This window comes from Oleiharenicola lentus (genome assembly GCF_051660365.1).
In the GTDB taxonomy this organism is placed as follows: Bacteria; Verrucomicrobiota; Verrucomicrobiia; order Opitutales; family Opitutaceae; genus Lacunisphaera; species Lacunisphaera lenta_A.
Genome location: NZ_JBOZXB010000002.1, coordinates 703,498 through 721,179, shown reverse-complemented (window position 1 = coordinate 721,179; position 17,682 = coordinate 703,498). Strand labels below are relative to the sequence as shown.

17 protein-coding genes are annotated in these 17,682 nt (G+C 59.0%); 4 read left to right on the top strand and 13 right to left on the bottom strand.

The features are described 5' to 3' along the window. The first annotated feature begins 52 nt into the window (after nucleotides 1-52). Nucleotides 53-979, top strand: a complete 927-nt coding sequence (locus tag ACRRQW_RS17920; protein ID WP_438482990.1) for a transglutaminase-like domain-containing protein — start codon at nucleotides 53-55, stop codon at nucleotides 977-979. 19 nt (nucleotides 980-998) lie between these two features. Here ACRRQW_RS17920 and ACRRQW_RS17915 read toward each other — a convergent pair whose 3' ends face one another. The 8 genes from ACRRQW_RS17915 to trpC all read right to left on the bottom strand — a co-directional run bounded on the left by ACRRQW_RS17915 (nucleotide 999) and on the right by trpC (nucleotide 7,871). Then, nucleotides 999-1,448 (bottom strand): GatB/YqeY domain-containing protein, encoded by a 450-nt coding sequence (locus ACRRQW_RS17915; RefSeq protein ID WP_438482989.1) that lies wholly within the window; start codon nucleotides 1,446-1,448, stop codon nucleotides 999-1,001. Nucleotides 1,449-1,509: 61 nt separating this feature from the next. Next, nucleotides 1,510-1,986, bottom strand: a complete 477-nt coding sequence (locus ACRRQW_RS17910; protein WP_438482988.1) for a transcription elongation factor GreAB — start codon at nucleotides 1,984-1,986, stop codon at nucleotides 1,510-1,512. 1 nt (nucleotide 1,987) lies between these two features. Beyond that, on the bottom strand, nucleotides 1,988-2,356 hold the full coding sequence (locus tag ACRRQW_RS17905; RefSeq protein ID WP_438482987.1) for a cupin domain-containing protein: 369 nt from the start codon (nucleotides 2,354-2,356) through the stop codon (nucleotides 1,988-1,990). Between the two features lie 4 nt (nucleotides 2,357-2,360). Beyond that, on the bottom strand, nucleotides 2,361-3,416 hold the full coding sequence (locus tag ACRRQW_RS17900) for an isoaspartyl peptidase/L-asparaginase family protein (RefSeq protein WP_438482986.1): 1,056 nt from the start codon (nucleotides 3,414-3,416) through the stop codon (nucleotides 2,361-2,363). Beyond that, a complete protein-coding gene (locus tag ACRRQW_RS17895; protein ID WP_438482985.1) occupies nucleotides 3,413-5,521 on the bottom strand; it encodes a S9 family peptidase in 2,109 nt (702 codons plus the stop codon). The genes ACRRQW_RS17900 and ACRRQW_RS17895 overlap by 4 nt, the downstream gene beginning before the upstream one ends. Nucleotides 5,522-5,533: 12 nt before the next feature. Continuing rightward, nucleotides 5,534-6,196, bottom strand: a complete 663-nt coding sequence (locus ACRRQW_RS17890; protein WP_438482984.1) for a hypothetical protein — start codon at nucleotides 6,194-6,196, stop codon at nucleotides 5,534-5,536. 48 nt (nucleotides 6,197-6,244) lie between these two features. After that, the gene (gene rsmA / locus ACRRQW_RS17885; RefSeq protein ID WP_438482983.1) at nucleotides 6,245-7,072 is read right to left on the bottom strand and encodes a 16S rRNA (adenine(1518)-N(6)/adenine(1519)-N(6))-dimethyltransferase RsmA; all 828 of its coding nucleotides are present in this window, start codon (nucleotides 7,070-7,072) and stop codon (nucleotides 6,245-6,247) included. 1 nt (nucleotide 7,073) lies between these two features. Further along, on the bottom strand, nucleotides 7,074-7,871 hold the full coding sequence (trpC, locus tag ACRRQW_RS17880; RefSeq protein ID WP_438482982.1) for an indole-3-glycerol phosphate synthase TrpC: 798 nt from the start codon (nucleotides 7,869-7,871) through the stop codon (nucleotides 7,074-7,076). Between the two features lie 100 nt (nucleotides 7,872-7,971). Between trpC and mazG the strand changes: the two genes are divergently transcribed. Then, nucleotides 7,972-8,640: a nucleoside triphosphate pyrophosphohydrolase gene (gene mazG / locus ACRRQW_RS17875; protein ID WP_438482981.1), complete on the top strand. Its 669-nt coding sequence runs from the start codon at nucleotides 7,972-7,974 to the stop codon at nucleotides 8,638-8,640. Next, on the top strand, nucleotides 8,609-9,565 hold the full coding sequence (locus tag ACRRQW_RS17870) for a tyrosine recombinase XerC (RefSeq protein ID WP_438482980.1): 957 nt from the start codon (nucleotides 8,609-8,611) through the stop codon (nucleotides 9,563-9,565). Before mazG ends, ACRRQW_RS17870 begins: the two co-directional genes overlap by 32 nt. 131 nt (nucleotides 9,566-9,696) lie before the next feature. Here the strand turns inward: ACRRQW_RS17870 and ACRRQW_RS17865 are convergent, their stop codons facing one another. From ACRRQW_RS17865 to ACRRQW_RS17845, 5 genes are all read right to left on the bottom strand, one after another. Further along, nucleotides 9,697-11,940, bottom strand: a complete 2,244-nt coding sequence (locus ACRRQW_RS17865; RefSeq protein WP_438482979.1) for a hypothetical protein — start codon at nucleotides 11,938-11,940, stop codon at nucleotides 9,697-9,699. A 9-nt stretch (nucleotides 11,941-11,949) separates the two neighbouring features. Next, nucleotides 11,950-13,743: a SpoIVB peptidase S55 domain-containing protein gene (locus tag ACRRQW_RS17860; protein ID WP_438482978.1), complete on the bottom strand. Its 1,794-nt coding sequence runs from the start codon at nucleotides 13,741-13,743 to the stop codon at nucleotides 11,950-11,952. A 61-nt stretch (nucleotides 13,744-13,804) separates the two neighbouring features. After that, nucleotides 13,805-15,079 (bottom strand): glutamate-1-semialdehyde 2,1-aminomutase, encoded by a 1,275-nt coding sequence (hemL, locus tag ACRRQW_RS17855; RefSeq protein ID WP_438482977.1) that lies wholly within the window; start codon nucleotides 15,077-15,079, stop codon nucleotides 13,805-13,807. After that, complete coding sequence (locus ACRRQW_RS17850; protein ID WP_438482976.1) at nucleotides 15,076-15,333, bottom strand: hypothetical protein; 258 nt, start codon at nucleotides 15,331-15,333, stop codon at nucleotides 15,076-15,078. Before ACRRQW_RS17850 ends, hemL begins: the two co-directional genes overlap by 4 nt. Next, entirely contained in the window at nucleotides 15,333-16,979 is a 1,647-nt protein-coding gene (locus ACRRQW_RS17845) for an NAD+ synthase (protein WP_438482975.1), read from the bottom strand. The genes ACRRQW_RS17850 and ACRRQW_RS17845 overlap by 1 nt, the downstream gene beginning before the upstream one ends. A gap of 98 nt (nucleotides 16,980-17,077) precedes the next feature. On the opposite strand from ACRRQW_RS17845, the gene ACRRQW_RS17840 reads away from it, so the two are divergent. Beyond that, nucleotides 17,078-17,668, top strand: coding sequence for a Maf family protein (locus tag ACRRQW_RS17840; protein WP_438482974.1), 591 nt, complete (start codon nucleotides 17,078-17,080; stop codon nucleotides 17,666-17,668). Nucleotides 17,669-17,682: the final 14 nt, after the last annotated feature.

Sequence of the window (17,682 nt, the reverse complement as noted above, 5' to 3'; positions counted from 1 at the left end):
TCCCGTTTCGCCAATCCGTGTTGGCACGCGGAGCGCTGTAGTTCCGCCTAACATGATCCTTCAGGAATCCGCCAGCCCAGCCGACCTGCTGACCGTTCGCATCGGGTGCAAATTCATTTATGAAGTCAGCGTGCCGACCCCGGCACTCCTCGATATCGAGCCGCATCTGGAGGGAGTTCAGCAGTTGCTTGGGGAAAGCCTTTCGATTGGCGGCGGACTGCCGACCGAGTCGGTGAGCAACAGCCACGATAACCATTTACTCCGCCTGACACTCCCGCCGGGCGAAACGTTAATTCAACACGATGCGCTGGTCGAAGTGCTCGCGACGGAAGATTTATACGGCGTGGAGGCAGCGGAGTTTGTCACGCCGGATAAGTTGCCGGCGGATTACTTGCGCTACGTGCTGCCGAGCCGTTTTTGCGAATCAGACCGGCTGGCTAGTTTTGCGTGGCAAACCTTCGGGCATCTGCCGGTCGGCTGGCCGCGCGCGAAAGCGGTGTCGGACTGGGTTCATCACAACATCGAATATCGTTTCGGCTCGGGGCACTTTGAGTTGTCAGCGTGGGATATCTTTCAGCGGCGCTATGGAGTCTGCCGTGATTTCGCGCACCTGACCATCGCGCTGTGTCGGGCACTGAATATCCCGGCACGCTACGTCACCGGACACTTACCCGACATCGGATTTATCGATCCCGGCAGTCCAATGGATTTCCACGCTTACGCCGAAATCTGGCTGGGTGGTCGCTGGTTCGCGCTCGATGCCCGTTTCAATGTGCCGCGCATTGGCCGTGTTAAAATCAGCCACGGTCGCGACGCCGTGGATTGCGCTTTTTTTACCACATTTGGCGCGGTGAAATTAAACTACTTCGAAGTGTGGGCCTACCAAATAGAGCGCGGCACGGTGCACGTGGGCGATCCGATTGACCTTACAAAGCGACTCGACGGCACGCTCACGATGCGGCGCACGTTAGCGCGGTGACGGACTGCGCAGACTACGCTTAAGGCAGCTTGGCCTGGATCAACTTACTGGCTGCGGCGAAGTCGATGAGGCCGGCTTCGGGGCGCTGTTTAAGGGCGCCAATGACTTTCCCCATTTCTTTTTTCGACGCGGCGCCGGTGGCGGCGATGACTTCATTCACGACCGCTTCGAGCTTGGCGGCGTCGAGGCCTTTCGGGAGATATTTCTCTAAAATCGTGATCTCGGCGGAATTAGCGGCGACGAGATCGGCGCGACCGGCTTTCTCGAATTCGGTGCGAGCGTCGGTGAGGTTCTTCACGGCTTTGCGGAAGGTCGCGATGGTGAGCGCTTCGTCGATCGGTTTGCTCGTATCCATGGCCGCGCGCTGAATCGCCGCGTCCATCGTGCGGAGTGCCGTGGCCGTCGCGGTATCGCGGGCTTTCATGGCGGTGATGATGTCGGCACGGAGCGTTTCGTAAGTGGAAGGCATAGAGTGATAAAGTTCAGAAAAACACGGGACGCAATCGACGAGTGAAGCCCCCAGCGGATGCTTAATTCACGCCCACGATCAGCGACTCGCTGCGTTTGCCGCCGAGATCGAGTTGGAAGGAATCGCCTTGTTTGCGCCCCATCAACTGGCGTCCCAGCGGGGACTGAGGGGTGATCACGAGAATTTCGTTACCATCCACTTCTACCTCAGTGCCTCCGGCGCGGGGGCCGACAAAATAGCAGCTGCGTCCCTTGTTTTGCACGATCACCAACGCGCCGAGACTAATCGGCTCGCCGGCGGCAAGCGAGCGTGAGGGCAGGGCTTGAAACTGGGCCAAGGCAAGGGCGGCTTCTTCGGCGGCTTTGGACTGACCGTGGGCGAGGTATGACGCCTCGAGCCCGCGCGTATCGTATTTGTCCTCGGCTTTATTTTCCTCGTCGGTGGCCTCCGCGTGAGTCGCGAGCGCAGCGCTGGTGAGCAATTTAAGCTCGGCCGACAATTTCTCGATAATCAGGGCAAGAATCGTGGATTTATTCACTTCAACTGGCGGTTAGATCGCGCGGAAAAATTCGAATCACGTAATAGGAAGCCGGCACCGTGCCGGGATTGCGCATGCCGTGCAAGTCATGCGACGCGAAGAAAAACATCGAACCGGCGCCGGCGGTGCTGGCGACACCGTTGATAGACACTTCGAGGGTGCCTTCTTTGATGATGATTAATTCTTCGTCGGCGTGCGCATGCGGCGCGTGGGACGCTTCACCGGCGCGCACGGTCGAGACGTGGGATTCGAGCCTCGCGAGCGTGCGCGTAGGAGCGTCGAAGAAACTGCGGCATTCGCCCGCTTTCGTCGCAAACGGCACGATTTTAGCCCAATCGAATACGGTAGAGTTAAGCGGCGAAGTTTCCATGCGATCAGCGTTTGGTTTCGTCACCGTAGATGGCGACGACCGCTTGCGCACCCGAAAGACGGTGCCCGCGATACATGCCTTCGGAGTTAAATTCCATTGAGAGATTGCCCTGCGCATCGAGCACAATCACGCCGCCGTCTCCACCCAGCTTGCCGACTTTGGCGATGGTCGCGGCGGCGGCTTCACGGACGGATTTTTGCTGATATTCCATTTGCGCGGAAATGTCGTGGGCCACTGTGGCGCGGATAAAAAATTCTCCCCAACCGGTCGCGCTCACCGCGCACGTCGCGTTATTCGCATAAGTTCCAGCACCGATGATCGGCACGTCGCCGACGCGGCCGAATTTTTTGTTGGTCATGCCACCGGTCGAGGTGCCGGCCGCGAGGTTGCCGCGCTGATCCAGCGCGACGCAGCCGACGGTGCCATATTTTTGTTCGCGCACGAAATGCGCTTCGTCGTCGAGCTGGGCACGGAAAATTTCCTGGAGCAGCGCACTGGCTTTCGGGGCTTTTTCCAACTGCTTCGCGCGCTCGAGTTGTTTGATGCGCATCTCCGTGCGGAAGTATTCGTTGGGCACGAGTTCGTAGCCGAGCGTCAGCGCGAATTTTTCCGCGCCTTCGCCGATGAGCATCACGTGCGGCGATTTTTCCATCACGTCGCGAGCAAGGTTGATCGGATTCTTGATGTGCCGAATGCCTGCAATCGACCCGGCGGCGAGCGTCTGGCCGTTCATGATGGCGGCATCGAGTTCGCAGATCCCATCGGCGGTAAGCACGGCGCCTTTGCCGGCGTTAAATAACGGCGAATCCTCGAGGATATTGACTGCCGCGGTCACCGCATCGAGGGCCGCGCCGCCGTGTTCCAACACTGCGTAGCCGGCGTTCAGCGCATCGTTAAGCTTCGCGCGGTATTGCGCCTCCAACTCGGGCGTCATCGTGTCGCGCTTAATCACGCCGGCGCCACCATGGATCACGAGGCCAAATTTTTTGGTTTCCGCCGCGGATGCGGCGAGCGTTGACCCGATCAACCCCAGGGCGACGAACAGGTGTCGGAAGCTCATTTTTTATCGAGGCCGAGGCTGCTGAGGAAAAACGCGTAGTCGCGCGCGACGTCGTTCAGCGCGTCGTAGCGACCCGAAGCACCGCCGTGGCCGGCGCCGAAGTTAGTGTGTAGCAAGAGGGGGTTTTTGCTCTGATTAAAAACGCGGGTTTTTGCGAGGAGCTTGGCACCTTCCCAATACGGCACCTGGCTATCGTAGAAGGAAACGTTGTAGAGCATGTTGGGATATTTCGCCGGCTTCACGTTGTCGTAGGGGCTGTAAGCGCGCATCCATTCATACTCGGCTTTGATGTTCGGATTGCCCCATTCGACGTATTCCTCGGTGGTCAGCGGTAGCGTGGCATCGAGCATCGTGTTCAGCACGTCAACGAACGGCACGTAAGCGATCGCCGCCTTGAAGAGATCGGGGCGCTGATTCACGACCGCGCCCATCAACAAACCGCCCGCGCTGCCACCGGAGGTGACGAGTTTTTCAGGAGAAGTCCATTTGCGGTCCACGAGCCATTGGCCGCAATCGACGAAATCATTGAACGTCGTCATTTTCTTTTCCATGCGACCCGCGTCGCGCCACTCCTCGCCAAGTTCGCCGCCACCGCGGACGTGCGCGATGACGTAGATGACGCCGCGATCCAACATCGAGACGCGATTTGCGCTGAATGAAATCGGCATGCTGATGCCGTAGGAACCGTAGCCGTAGAGCCAGAGCGGCTGCGGCTTCGAAAGGTCGAGGCCTTTGCGATAAACTACGGAGAGGGGAATTTTTACGCCGTCGCGGGCAGTCGCCCAGAGACGTTCCGTCGTATAGTTCTCGGATTTGAAGCCGCCGAGCACTTCGGTCTCTTTAATGAGACGGCGCTCGCCCGTCTTGAAGTTGGTAGCGAACACCGACGCGGGCCGCGCGAGCGATTGATAGCGATAGCGGAATTCTGGCGCGTCGTAGTTCCAGTTCGTTTCCTCGCTGACTTCGTAAACCTCGTCCGGCAGCGCGATGCGTTTCGATTCGCCGGTGGCGAAGTCATAGAAACGAACCTGCGGCAGGCCGTTTTCACGCTCCTCGATCACGAGCGTCGAGGCGAAGGCGTCGATGGTTTCGACTTTGATCGCCGGGTTGTGCGGGATGAGATCCGTCCATTTATCGGCGGAGGTCTCGGCGGCCCAGACGACTTTGTAGTTTTTCGCACCCTGATTCGTCGCAAAATAAAAACGATCGTCGCGATGCTCGGCGAAATATTTGCGATCGGCCACGCGCCCCGCGAGCGACTTGAACTGGCCGGTGGGCTGATCGGCGCGCAGGGCGAGCACGTCGGACGTGACTTTACTTTCGGCCGTGCTGAAGAGCCATTTGCCGTCGTTGGATTTGTTGATGTCGATGTTGAAGAGCTCGTCCTTATCTTCGATCAGCAACTCCGCTTTGCCCGTGCTCAGTGTCCAACGGTGGAGTTTATCCGAGCGTTTCGATTCGTTTTCGGTGACGTAATAAAGCACGTCGTGGCCCGCGCCCCATTCGAGATCGGAAACGAGCGGAATTTTGTGCGCGATCTCCGCCTTCGTCGCGAGGTCGATGACGTGGACTTCATATTGGCGATAGCCCGTCCAATCGAGCGAGTAGGCGAGGCGCTGGCCGTCGTCGCTGACGCGATAGCTGCCGACGGCGATGTAAGGTTTGCCGGCGCCCAGTTTATTCAGATCGATGAGGATTTCCTCGGTGGCTTTGGCTTCGTCCTTGGCGCGGCAGAAAATCGGATACTGTTTATCCTTTTCCATGCGCGTGTAGTAAACCCAGACGAGGTAAGGCTGTTTCGCGCTCGTGTCGTCTTCTTTGATGCGGCCGCGCATCTCGCTAAACAGCTGTGCGCGCAGTTCCTTAGCCGGCGCGAGCACGGACTCCGTGTAAGCGTTTTCTTGTTCGAGGTAAGTTTTGACCTCGGGATTTTCTTTTTCGCGAAGCCAGAAATAGTCGTCGATGCGCTTGTCTTCGTGGACGGTGACGTCCTTGGGTTTCTTGGCCGCTACCGGCGGCTGGGGGTTCGTAAGATCAAAAGCGGCCCACAAAGGCGAGGAAGCGACGGACATGATAAGAGTTAAACGAATCAGGGTGGAATGCATGGGGAGAAATTTTTAGCTGCGTGGCTTGGTGAGGAAGACCAGGCGTTCGCACAACGTGGTAAGTCGCTCCGCGAGCACGGAGTTTTCTTTTTCGACCGTCAGATCGTAGCTGCTGCGCTGCGTGACGCGCTCGGCGAGCTCGATGCTCAGGACGTAAATGTGGCGGTTGCGCACAAACAGCAGCGTGCCGCGCTTGGCTTTGATCGGTTCGGCCGGCGACGCGCCCACCGGACTTTTTTGCTCAAACAGCGAGCCGCCCGGCAACAGCGCGTAAGCGATGAGAGCGCCACCGTGGAACTCCGGCAGGAAACGCGCGCTTTCCACTTTCGAGCCCGGAAAACGTTTATTGAAATCGGCGAGCACGAAATCGGTGAAAAAATAGAGCAGGTAGTCGCGCAGGCCGCGCGTGTCCTGCTCCCAGATCTGCGTGGGGTTTTGCGGGAAGCACGCGATGCTGACGTGGGTGTTGTAGCTGTCGCTAAACGTAACGACGTTGGCGGTGTCGCTAATTTTGCCGCCGAGTTCGGTCAGCACCGGCGAGGGAACTTTGAATTCGCCGGTGGCGGAAACGTAAGTGTCGCCGTCCAGTTTACCGGCCAAGCCAGCCGTTTGCGCCGACATCAGGCTCCAACTCCACACACCGAGAACCATCGTGGCAAAGAAACGCTTAAACATAGGGGACTTTCTAGCTAATGGCGCTTCGGGAAGATTTCAAGCAACGGGCTAAACGGCCAGTTTTTGCCAAAGCGAAACCGGAATTTGTTCCGGCCGCGCCGACGGCCCGAGTCCGGCGGCGGTGAGTTCGGCGCACCACGCGGCGGCGTTCTCCGCGGAGACTTTGCCGCGCAGCAGGCCACCGATTTGTTTGCGCCGTTGCTGGAAGCAGGCGCGGATCACGGCCTTGGTTTTGGCATCGAACACATACGGCGCGGGTTTGCGCGCGAGGTGCAGCAAATACGACTCGATGTCCGGCGGCGGGTAAAAGCAGCCCGAACCGACCTTGTGGCCAGGTGCGACATCATAGGCGGCCTGCAGGGCAATCGAGATCGCGCCGAAGGATTTAGAGTCTGGCTGCGCGACGTAGCGTTGCGCGGCTTCCTGTTGCAGCATCAGCACCATGCGCGCGGGCAACGGACCGGAAAGCACTTCGTCGAGCCACGGCGTCGCGATGGCGTAGGGCAGGTTGGCGACGATTTTAAATGACGCGGCTTTGTCCGTCGGCAGATCCGCAATCGGGTGCTCCATGGCGTCGCCTTCGAGCAGGTGAAATTTTTCCGGATGCGTGGGCACCAAGGTCTCCGTGAGGTGCGCGTGCAGCTGACGGTCTTTTTCGACCGCCCAGACTTCCGCGCCGGCTTCAAGCAGCGCCGAGGTTAACGTGCCGAGGCCGGGGCCGACTTCGACGACCACATCACCGGCTTTCACATCGCCGAGTTCGAGTGATTTGCGGACGATATTCCCATCGACGAGAAAATTTTGACCGAGGAAACGTTTCGGCTCGTGACCGAGTTTTTTGAGGACTTCGCGCGTGCCTGACGGAGTGAGCGGCATGTCAGACGGAGTGGAATTCGCGAATCTTCGCCGCCGGGCTTTCCGCGCGCATCAATGATTCGCCCACCAGCACCGCATGCGCGCCGGCGGCTTTGACGCGCGCTGCGTCCTCGAGGGTGGCGATGCCGCTTTCGCTGATCGCGACGACTTCGCGCGGAAATTGCGGAATCAGCCGTTCGCTCAGCGCGAGATCGGTTTTAAAAATCGCGAGGTCGCGATTGTTCACGCCGATGATTTTCGCCTGCAAGCGCACCGCTCGCTCCAGATCGGGCTCGTTGTGAATCTCGAAAAGCGCATCCAATCCCGCGGCGGCGGCGGCATCGCGAAGCGTGGTCATTTCCTCGTCGGTCAACGCGCGCACGATGATCAGAATCGCGCTCGCACCGTTTTCGCGGGCCTGGAGCACTTGAATCGGGTGCACCATGAAATCCTTCCGCAAGCACGGCACGGCCGGCGGAGTTTTCGCGAATGCAGCGGTCACTTGCTGCAAATCGGCGAGGGTGCCGCCAAAATATTTCTGATCAGTGAGGATCGAAAGTGCGCTCGCGCCCGCGGCCCGGTAAAGTTGCGCCTGATCGAGGGCGCTGGCCCCCGCTTTGATGTCACCGGCGGAAGGTGAGCGGCGTTTGATCTCGGAAATCACCGCAAGTTTTCCATCGGGTCGGCGCAGCGCTTGCAAAAACGACGGCGGCTTCGGCAACGACTCGTGAAGCGCGGCCAGTTCTTCCAACGACACGGCGCGCACCAGCGGCGCAACCTCGTTGCGCTTGTGAGCCATGATTTCTGTGAGCTTATCCATCGGGAACTCACCACGAAACACACGAAACACACGAAAGGAACAGGAAAATGCCCGGCTTTTTTCGTGTATTTCGTGTATTTCGTGGTTACTCCGAAGAGGCATGACACCAATCGACGAACTTCGCCAGACGATGGCCAGGCTGCGCGCTCCCGACGGTTGCCCGTGGGATCGCGAGCAGACGCACCAAACGCTCGCACGTTGCCTGATTGACGAGTGCAGCGAACTTCTCGAAACCATCGATAAAAACGACCTTCCGCACATGCGCGAAGAACTCGGCGATGTGTTACTCCAAGTCGTATTTCACGCCCAACTCGCGAGCGAGCGCGGCGATTTCAGTTTCGATGACGTCGCGCGTGAGATTAACGAGAAACTGATCCGCCGTCATCCGCACGTCTTTGGCACGGGCAAAGCGGACACTTCCGCAAAAACCTTGGAGCTGTGGGAGCAAATCAAGGCGCAGGAAAAAGCCGCGGCCGGCAAAGTCGAATCCGCAATCTTTAAAAAGCTTCCGCCGCGCTTGCCGGCGCTCATGTTCGCCGAAGAAGCCGGCAAACGCATCGCTAAAAACAAGCTGCCCGCCGACGGCGTGATCGATGCCACCTTGATCGAAAAATTGTCCGAGAAGCTCACGGAAGCCGACGCCGGGCGCATGTTATTTGAAGTCGCGGAAGCGTGCCGTCGTCGCGGCATCGATCCCGAAATGGCACTGCGCAAAGAAACCGACCGGGTCATGCACGATGTCGAAATCCGTGTCCACTCCCGCGCCTGAGCAGGAAATTCCGCCCGCGGTAATCGAGGAATGGCTGCGGCCGTTCACCGATTTTCTTGCGAAGGAAAAGCGCTACTCGATTTACACGGTTCGGAATTACACGCAGGCGTTCGAAGATTTTTATTTTTGGCTCACCTTGGGTGGGCGAAAGGCAACGGCGTTTGACGCACTGACCGCGCGGGAGACGCGTGATTTCGTAATCGAGGCGCAACGTCGCTTTAAGCGGAAGACGCTGCACAACCACGTCTCGGGCCTCCGCACATTTTTCAAGTTCTGGCTGCAACGCGGCAAGGTGCAACGCAACCCCTTCGCTGGAGTTCCGCTCCCGAAACTTGAGAAGAGCCTGCCAAAATTTCTCACGGAAACGCAAATGACGGCGTTGCTCACCGGTCCGCAAAAACTGCTCGATAACGAAACGCAGGCCGCCTTTACCACGTGGCGCGACCGACTCGTATTGGAACTGCTTTACGGCGGCGGTCTGCGTGTGAGCGAACTTATCGCGCTCAATTACGGTTCCATCGATTTCGGTGACGGCAGTGCGCGTGTGCTTGGCAAAGGCCGCAAGGAACGCATCTGTCCGCTCGGCGCGACCGCCATGGCGGTGTTGAAGCATTTCCGTGACCATCATGCGCGCGATCGCGGCCCAACCGATCCGGTGCTGGTGACTGAAAAACACTCACGGCTGACGGTCACTGCGGTGCAGTTGCTCGTGAAGAAGTATCTCGCGCTCGCCGATCTGCCGATGGACATGTCGCCGCATAAATTGCGGCATTCTTACGCGACGCATCTGCTTAATTCAGGTGCCGATTTGCGCACCGTGCAAGAATTGCTCGGCCACGCGAACCTGACGACGACGCAGGTTTACACCCATACCAGCGTTGCCCGCTTGAAAGAAATCTACGCCAAGGCGCATCCGCGCGCATAATCGATTGATTGGTAGCGGGGCCATCAGTCCGCGGGTTAGCCGCAACGAAGCGCATGTTTCGCGGGGCTGATGGCCCCGCCTCCATTCAATCCCAACGTTGCCCGCGAGCGGGCAACCTGCACGGCTGGGACTTACTTCAAAGGCAGGCGCACGGACGAGTTGTTCGTCATGCGATCGTAGAGCAGAATTTCGACCGAGGTCGCACCGGTGGCTTTCGCATCGTCGATTTCTGTGACAAAAGTTTCTTTTTGCCCGTCGAGGATGCCGTCGACGGGATGCGTCACCGTTTCGCGGTGGCCGTTGTTTAAGAGAAATTCAGCGCCTTCTAGTTGCGAGAGGGCATCGATGCCTTCGACCGAGATGAATAGTTTTCCGTCGGCGCGACTGATTTTGGTCGCGGTGATTTTTGGCGGGGTGCGATCGATGATCAAATTGTCCGTCTCAAATGCGTAGGTGAGCCGGTCTTTCACAGCACGCGGCGCTTGTTCGCTGACGCTCAAGCGCGTGAGATAAAGCCCTTCGGGCAGATTGGTGGTGTCGAATTGCACGAAAGCTTCGGAGATATTGACGGCGAGATCGTTCCACGTGCCGCCGGCTTCTGGCCGGATAGAAAAGGTGTAGCGGAGTTCATCCCCGTCGGCGTCGTTAACGGCCCAATAGATCAATTGCTGGCCGAGTTGCGGCACAATCTGGCTATTCATCAGCGAACTCTTGCGCTTGTCGGTGTCGTCCTTGTTGTCGCGGGAACTGGGGAAAAGCAGCTGGCTGAGCGTCGTGCTCACGCTCGGCACAGACTCAGGCGCGGGAATGATGCCAACGTGCGGTGAGAACACGCGAAAGTCGGTGAGTGTGGGCCGGCGATTTTGCGGCAGGTGAAACAGCGTGGCCTTGTCGATTTGGAAATCGTTCGGGGCGTTCGCCGCGATTTGTAGGCGAAATTTTGCGTAACGCCCGCGCACGTCATCCGCATAGTAAGCGCCATCGCGGAATTTCATGTCGCTCCATTCCGTCCAACCTTCGAGTTCGTCGCTGCCATTGTTCGCCTGCACCTGAAGCTTAAGCGCTGTCGCCTCAATGCCACGCAGGCGCGCGAAACGCAGGCCTCCGAATTGCGAGGCCTGCCCGAGGTCGATGCGTTTCGTCTCCAACTCGCGAACCGACGTGTCGGCAAATGTCATCACCGCAAGGCCGGGCGCGTTGTTGCGCAGGAGCAAGAAGCGCCCGTTGCCGAGCGCAGCGAGATCGTTGAGCTGCGCGGAGGCACTGCCGGCGAAAGTCAGCGAGCGGCGCGCCTCCGGATCGTAACCGAGCGCGTCACCCATTTCCCCTGCCGTGAGCAGGAGCCAGTTTTGATGACGGCCCAATCGATAGAGCGCGACGTTGCTGCGCGAAGAAATCGTTTCAGGAAACCCATCGGCCGGGAAACGCACGACGGTCGAGCGCCCGCTGAAGAGCGGTTTGGCTTCTTCTTTTTCCTTCACGTCTGATTTGGTTTCCGGACGGGTGCTAATGCGACTGCTGTCGCCGGGAGTCGTAACAATAGCTGCGTAGAAACCACCATCGTCGGCTGGCAGCAAGTCGACGACTTCTGCGTCGCGGTTTTCTTGCAAGATAGTCGGCGCGCCACCTTTCGCGGCGAACGAGTAGATGTTTCCCTTAGGTGACGAGCCCGCGATCACGCGGCCATCTTCGAGCCGGGTGACGCGGCGAACGTTGCGGTCGCGGACTTCGCCAAAAATCGTGACGCCTTTGTCGGCGAGCAGTTTTTCGTCGCCCGCTTTGCCTTCGAGCAGCCCGGCTTTTTCGATTTTCGCGAGATCGAGTTGATAGATTTTACCGGGATTGCCCGTGGCCGCCAGCACGGTGCCGTCAGCTTGCGCGAGAAAATCGAACACCGAATCCGCAGGCAGGGGAATGCGTGCGATGTTTTTGCCATCTTTATCCACGAGATAAATTGCCGCCGTCGGCGAAGTGCCGACCAAGAGCCGGCCGTTTTTCAACGCGTGAACCGCGATGGCTTGAGTCTCCGTCACATCGGCGACTTCGCGCACAGTGTAACTCAGGTCTTTTGGATTAAGCGTCACTTCCTGAACTTTTCCGTCGGGGCCGGTGCCGACTAAAAAACGATTTTCACCCGATGAACGCAGCACCCAGAGAATATCGCCTAATTTAGGGCCGGTGAGGTCGGCAAACACCGGCCCCGGCAGCACGCGACCGTCGGAGCGCGTCGCGAGGCCTTTCAAATTCCGGCTGGCAACATCGCGGCCGAAATCGATTTCGATATCCTTGGTTAACGAGTCAGCTTGTAAGGGCGCGCCGGCAAAATTCGCGAGCAACAGCAGGCCGGAAGAAAGACGGCAGATGGATTTTAGCATCGTTGGAAATTAATCGGTGATCGCGAGCGGACGGCGCACCATGATGTTGAAGAGACGTCCGGGCAGAATGCGTTGTTCCCACAAAGGCCGATAGGATTCCTTGCGCTGGAAACGCGCTTCGTCCGCACCGCGCGCGATGCGTTCGAGCGAGCCGGGCATTTCCGGAGTGGACGCACGTTGGTCGGTCATGATGCGCGTCTTCTCGATGACCGCGAGATACAGGCCGTCAGTTTCGCGGAATTCACGGAGGGCGGATATATATTCTTCGAAACTGCGCATTTGCGCGACGGGCACAGCTCGGGGGCGGCCCGTGAGTTCATCGAGCGCGGGCCCGGTGGTGAGCACGACTTCGAGTTCTTTGCCGGCCCACGCCCGCGGCACGTCGAGGCCGACGATTTCGGTGGCAGCCTCGCGCTGGAATCCACGCCAGCCGACGGTAAGATCGACGCGCTCGCCGGGCGCGGCATTCGCACGCGAAAGTTGCATGAGCTGCACGACGCCTTGCGGAATCTCCGGCGTGTTCTCGAGGCTGAAACTGATTTTCTCGGGAAAAACGCGTTCGTAAGGATTAAAGATCCATAGCGAAAGCGTGCTCACGAAATCGTTGAGTCCTTGCTGGAAACCCTGCGGGCCGGGGTAGATCTGGTTTAACTCCACCGGTTCCGAACCGGGAAATGTAACGGTCGTCGTGACTTTAAAACCGCGCGCGAGACCGGACTCGTTGGAGCCCATCACGGCTTGTGCGAGGCCGGTCGCGGCAATCGAAGCGAGTAACTGTTCGTGGCGCACGACTTCGAATTGGAGCGACTTTCGATTCATGCGGGCTGGGAACGAAACTTCGACGGGCACCATCGGCGCGGTTTTGCCGAGTTCGCCGTAGATGCCCGAGAGACGATCCTGGCTGAACGCGCCAATCAATGCGCCGACATTGCTGACTTTAATTGAATTCAACTGGCTCGGCAAAATCGTAACAATCTCGGCGGCCGCCATCGGCAATTCGGTCGCGCCGAGCGACATCATCGGGTGACCGAACGCGAGGATGCGTTTGCCATCCACGTGCGACACCGTGCCGGTGCCGGCGAGACTGATATCGCCTGTGGCTAGTGCGACTGCAACGACGTCGCCCGGGCGCAATTCCTTCGGCGTGGGCACCGTGTCGACGCTACTCGCGGCCGTGTCGGCGTGGCTGAAGCTGCCGCCCAACGCATTCACTGAAAGCCCGAGCGCTTCAAATTGAGATGAGAGCAACGCGGCAACATTTGGCGCGAGGCCTCCTACCGAAAACGCGGGAGTGAGCGGTAGGATGTCGCGCTCGCGCAGGTTAATTTCGCTGCGCGGCGCGCTGTCGCTTTTGAGCGGGAGCGGGGTGGCTTTAAGGCCATCGGTGTATTGATCGGTCGGCAGCGTGCTGATTTCCAGCATGTCGCTGATCGGAGTGAAACCCGCGTAACGCGTGGTTTCGAAACGCTGGATTTGATAGGAGAGCACGCCCACGAGTTTACCGTCGATGTAGAGCGGGCTGCCACTCATGCCCGCGACCGCGCCCATGCCTTGGACGCGCGGATCAGTCAGCTCGCACAGGATCATGTTTTTACCCGGCCCGAGCGCATTGCGCAGCACTCCGGTCACTTCCACGCCGAACGGTTCGGACTGGCTGCCTTTGAACACCGTCCAGACTTCGCCTTTCATGCCTCGCTTCAAATCGTTGAGCGGAAACAGCGGCGCATCGACCGGTTGCGCAGAGAGGCTTAGTGTCGCTGATATCAAAATAATCCAGAGGAAGCTAAGCGAGCGGCGCGGCATCGTGATTAAAAGAGAGTAGATAATGAGGTAATACGCTTTCTACGGGCGGTTGGTTTCAATCTTAGAGCGACTGGATGCCCGAAGTGATCACTTCGCAAGCACGGTCGATGCCAGCGCCTGCGTGCGCGGTGCTGAGAAACCACGATTCGTAAGCGCTGGGTGGAAGATAAACGCCGGCGGCGAGGCAAACGTTGAAAAAATTCGCAAAAATCTTCGCGTCAGACGTAAGCGCCGAGGCCATGTCGCGCACTGGCATGGCAGTAAAAAACAAACTGAACATCGAACCCGCTTGCGGCGCTTGGAGCGGAATGCCTTTCGTTTTCGCGGCAGCGAGCGCGGCGGCGCAGATTTTGCGGGCGAGGGCGTCGAGTTTCGCGTAAGGGTTCAGTTCTTCGAGCAGTTGGAGCGACGCAATGCCCGCCGCCATCGCGAGTGGATTACCGCTGAGCGTGCCGGCCTGATACACCGGGCCGAGGGGGGCGAGTTGATCCATGATTTCCGCACGGCCGCCGAATGCGCCGACGGGCAGGCCGCCACCGATGATTTTGCCGAGGCAAGTGAGGTCAGGCGTAATTTTTTCGATTTCCTGCACGCCGCCACGCGCGAGACGGAAGCCGGTCATCACTTCATCGAAAATCAGCACTGCACCGTTCGCGGTGCAGGCTTTGCGCACGTGTTGAAGGTAGCCGGCGTCAGGCTTGATGAAACCGACATTGCCGATGTAGGGCTCGAGAATGATGCAGGCAATCTGGCCCGAATTAGCCGCAAAGGCCGCGTCGATAGCGGCGGTGTCGTTATAAGGCAGCACAACGGTTTCGCGCGCAAATGACGCGGGCACGCCGGCGCTGTCGGGATTGCCATGCGTAAGCGCGCCGGAGCCGGCCGCGACGAGCAACGAATCGCTGTGGCCGTGGTAGCAACCCGCGAACTTGATGATCTTGTCACGACGCGTGAATCCACGCGCGAGGCGGATGGCCGACATTGTCGCTTCCGTGCCGCTGTTGCACATGCGGATTTTTTGGATTGACGGAAAAAACTTCACGATCAACTCCGCCATTTGGACCTCGTAAGGATTCGGCGTGCCGAACGACGTGCCGTTTTCCAGTGCTGCGGCGATGGCCGCTTTAATGCGCGGATGATTGTGTCCGTGAATCGCCGGACCCCACGTGCAGACGAAGTCGATCAACTCGCGGCCGTCCGCCGTGGTGAGCGTGGCGCCATGCGCCGACTTCGTGAAAAACGGCGCCCCGCCCACGGAGCGAAACGCGCGAACGGGAGAATTTACGCCACCGGGGATGAGTTGCTGGGCGCGTGCGAAGAGTTGTTCGGAATTCATGCTGCAAGAATGTGATGCCAGAAGTAGTAATTAGCCGCAATTCCAAGAGCGGATATTGTGGCCCCGAACTTGATAGGCAGATGATAAACCGCAAAAGAAGCGGCTGCTCCCAATAATAATCCGGCAATCACAACTGCGCCGAAAAGAAGATTACCGCACGATTCAGCAGTCCGGATTAGCCAAGCGCCACCTAAAGCTGACCAAGTGCCCGCGGTGATCATGGCGAAGGCCAATCTCCAATTTTTATAGGTCATCAGCTCACGTATTTCTGCACGATCGGAATGCGGCGGCCGACGCCGAAGGCGAGGGGCGTGATTTTCAAGCCGGGGGCGGCTTGTTTGCGTTTGTATTCGTTGAGGTCGACTTTGCGCACGATGTCGTTGACGACGGCTTGCTCGAAACCGCGGGCGACGAGGTCGGCGCGAGAGAGGCCTTCTTCGACGTAACCTCTTAAAATTTCGTCGAGCACTTCGTAAGGCGGCAGGCTGTCTTGATCGGTTTGATTCGGACGCAATTCGGCGCTGGGGGCTTTGTCGATGGAGTTAGCCGGGATGATTTCGCGGTCGCGGTTGATCCAACGCGAGAGTGCGTAAACCTGCATTTTGAAAACGTCGCTGATGACTGCGAGGCCGCCGCACATGTCGCCGTAAAGCGTGCAGTAACCGACGGCGAGTTCGCTCTTGTTGCCGGTGGTGAGGAGCAGCGCACCGAATTTATTCGAGATCGCCATGAGCAACAGGCCGCGCGCGCGCGCCTGAATATTTTCCTCGGCGATATCGCGCGGGCGACCGGCGAAGATTGGCGCGAGCGATTGCTCGGCGGCGCTTACGACGTCGGCGATGGAAATCGTGTGGTAGTCGATGCCGAGTTTTTCGGCGAGGATGCGGGCGTCGTCGCGGCTGTGCTGGCTGGAAATTTCAGAAGGCAAACTCACGCCGATGACGTTTTTCGGGCCAAGCGCTTCGGCGGCGATGACGGCGGTGAGCGCAGAATCGATGCCCCCGGAGAGTCCGAGCAGAGCTTTTTTAAAGCCGGTCTTCTGCGCGTAGTCGCGCACACCGAGCACGAGAGCGTCGTGGATATCGGCGAGGTCGGGTTGGTCGAAGGTCGCGTGCTGCGAAGTCGACGTGGGCGAGCAAATTGACACCACTTGCAGGTCTTCGCGGAACGCAGCCAGGCCACCGACGACGTGACCGGACGCATCGCACACCACGCTGCGTCCATCGAAAATGAGTTCGTCGTTACCGCCGACGGAATTGCAATAAGCGACCGGACAGCCTAGGGCTTTGGCGGTGCCGCCGACGAGGGTGTGGCGCACGCTGCCTTTGCCGTGATTCCACGGACTCGCGGAAAGGTTGAGCATCAAGTCGCAGCGTTGGCCGGCGAGTTGCTTGACCGGAACCACGCCGTGATACAGGCGGCGCGTGGAAATCATCGCATGCGTCCAGATGTCTTCGCAAATGGTGATGCCGATACGGCGGCCTTGAAATTCGACGACAGTGGGTTGCTCCGCGGGCTCGAAATAGCGGTCTTCATCGAACACGTCGTAGGTCGGTAGCAGACATTTGCGGGCCGTCGCGATAATTTTACCCGCGTGGCAAAACGCAGCGGAATTGAAAACGGCGCGCCCGCGTCCGGAATGATTCGCTTCAGTGTAACCGATCACCGCCGGCACCGCGCCGATTTGCGCGGCGATCGCGAGCGTAGCGGCTTCGACGTCGGACACGAAACGCTTTTTAAAAAGGAGGTCGCGCGGCGGATAACCGCTGACCACGAGTTCGGGAAATAGCACCAATTCGGCACCGGCGGACGCCAGTTTTTGATACGCGTCAAGGATTCGCCGGCTGTTGCCGGCGAGATCGCCTACGATGGTGTTAATCTGAGCCAGTCCGATGCGCATGGGAAAGGGGATGAACTTGAGGGCAAAGTGCTGGACTGCAACCCCAAGCCTCAGTTTCCGCTAGCCGCCGCCCGGGCTTACCGCCACTGTGCCGGCGCATGACCCAAGCCGCTGTTACGCCGCGTCTAATTCTCGCTTCCGCTTCGCCGCGCAGAAAAGAACTGCTCGCACAACTGGGGCTGCCGTTTGCGGTCATTCCCGCCGAGGTCGTGGAACACGAAGCGCCCGACGCTGACCCGCGCGAAATGGTGAGCTATAACGCCGCGTTGAAAGCCGACTGGGTCGCAGCGCGCCATCCCGAAGCCACGGTGATCGGCGCCGACACGACGGTCTTCGTGGGTAAAACCGTGTTGAACAAACCCCGGGATGCGGCGGACGCGCGCGCGATGTTGCGGAGATTAAGCGGCAGCCGCCACACGGTGTTCACGGGGTTGGCGATTCGGCGGGTCAAGGACCGGCTGAAACTCGACGGCGGAGCCGCGAGCGAGGTAACGTTTAAGCAATTCGACGACGCCACCATCGAACTTTATCTCAGTCGCGTGCACACGCTCGACAAGGCCGGCGGCTATGCGATTCAGGAGCACAGTGAACTCATTGTGGAGAGCTTCACGGGGTCGCTCACAAATATTATTGGGATGCCGTTAGAAGAAATGAAACAACTTTTGACTCGTGCGGGTCTGCTGGGTTGATTCAACGAACTTGA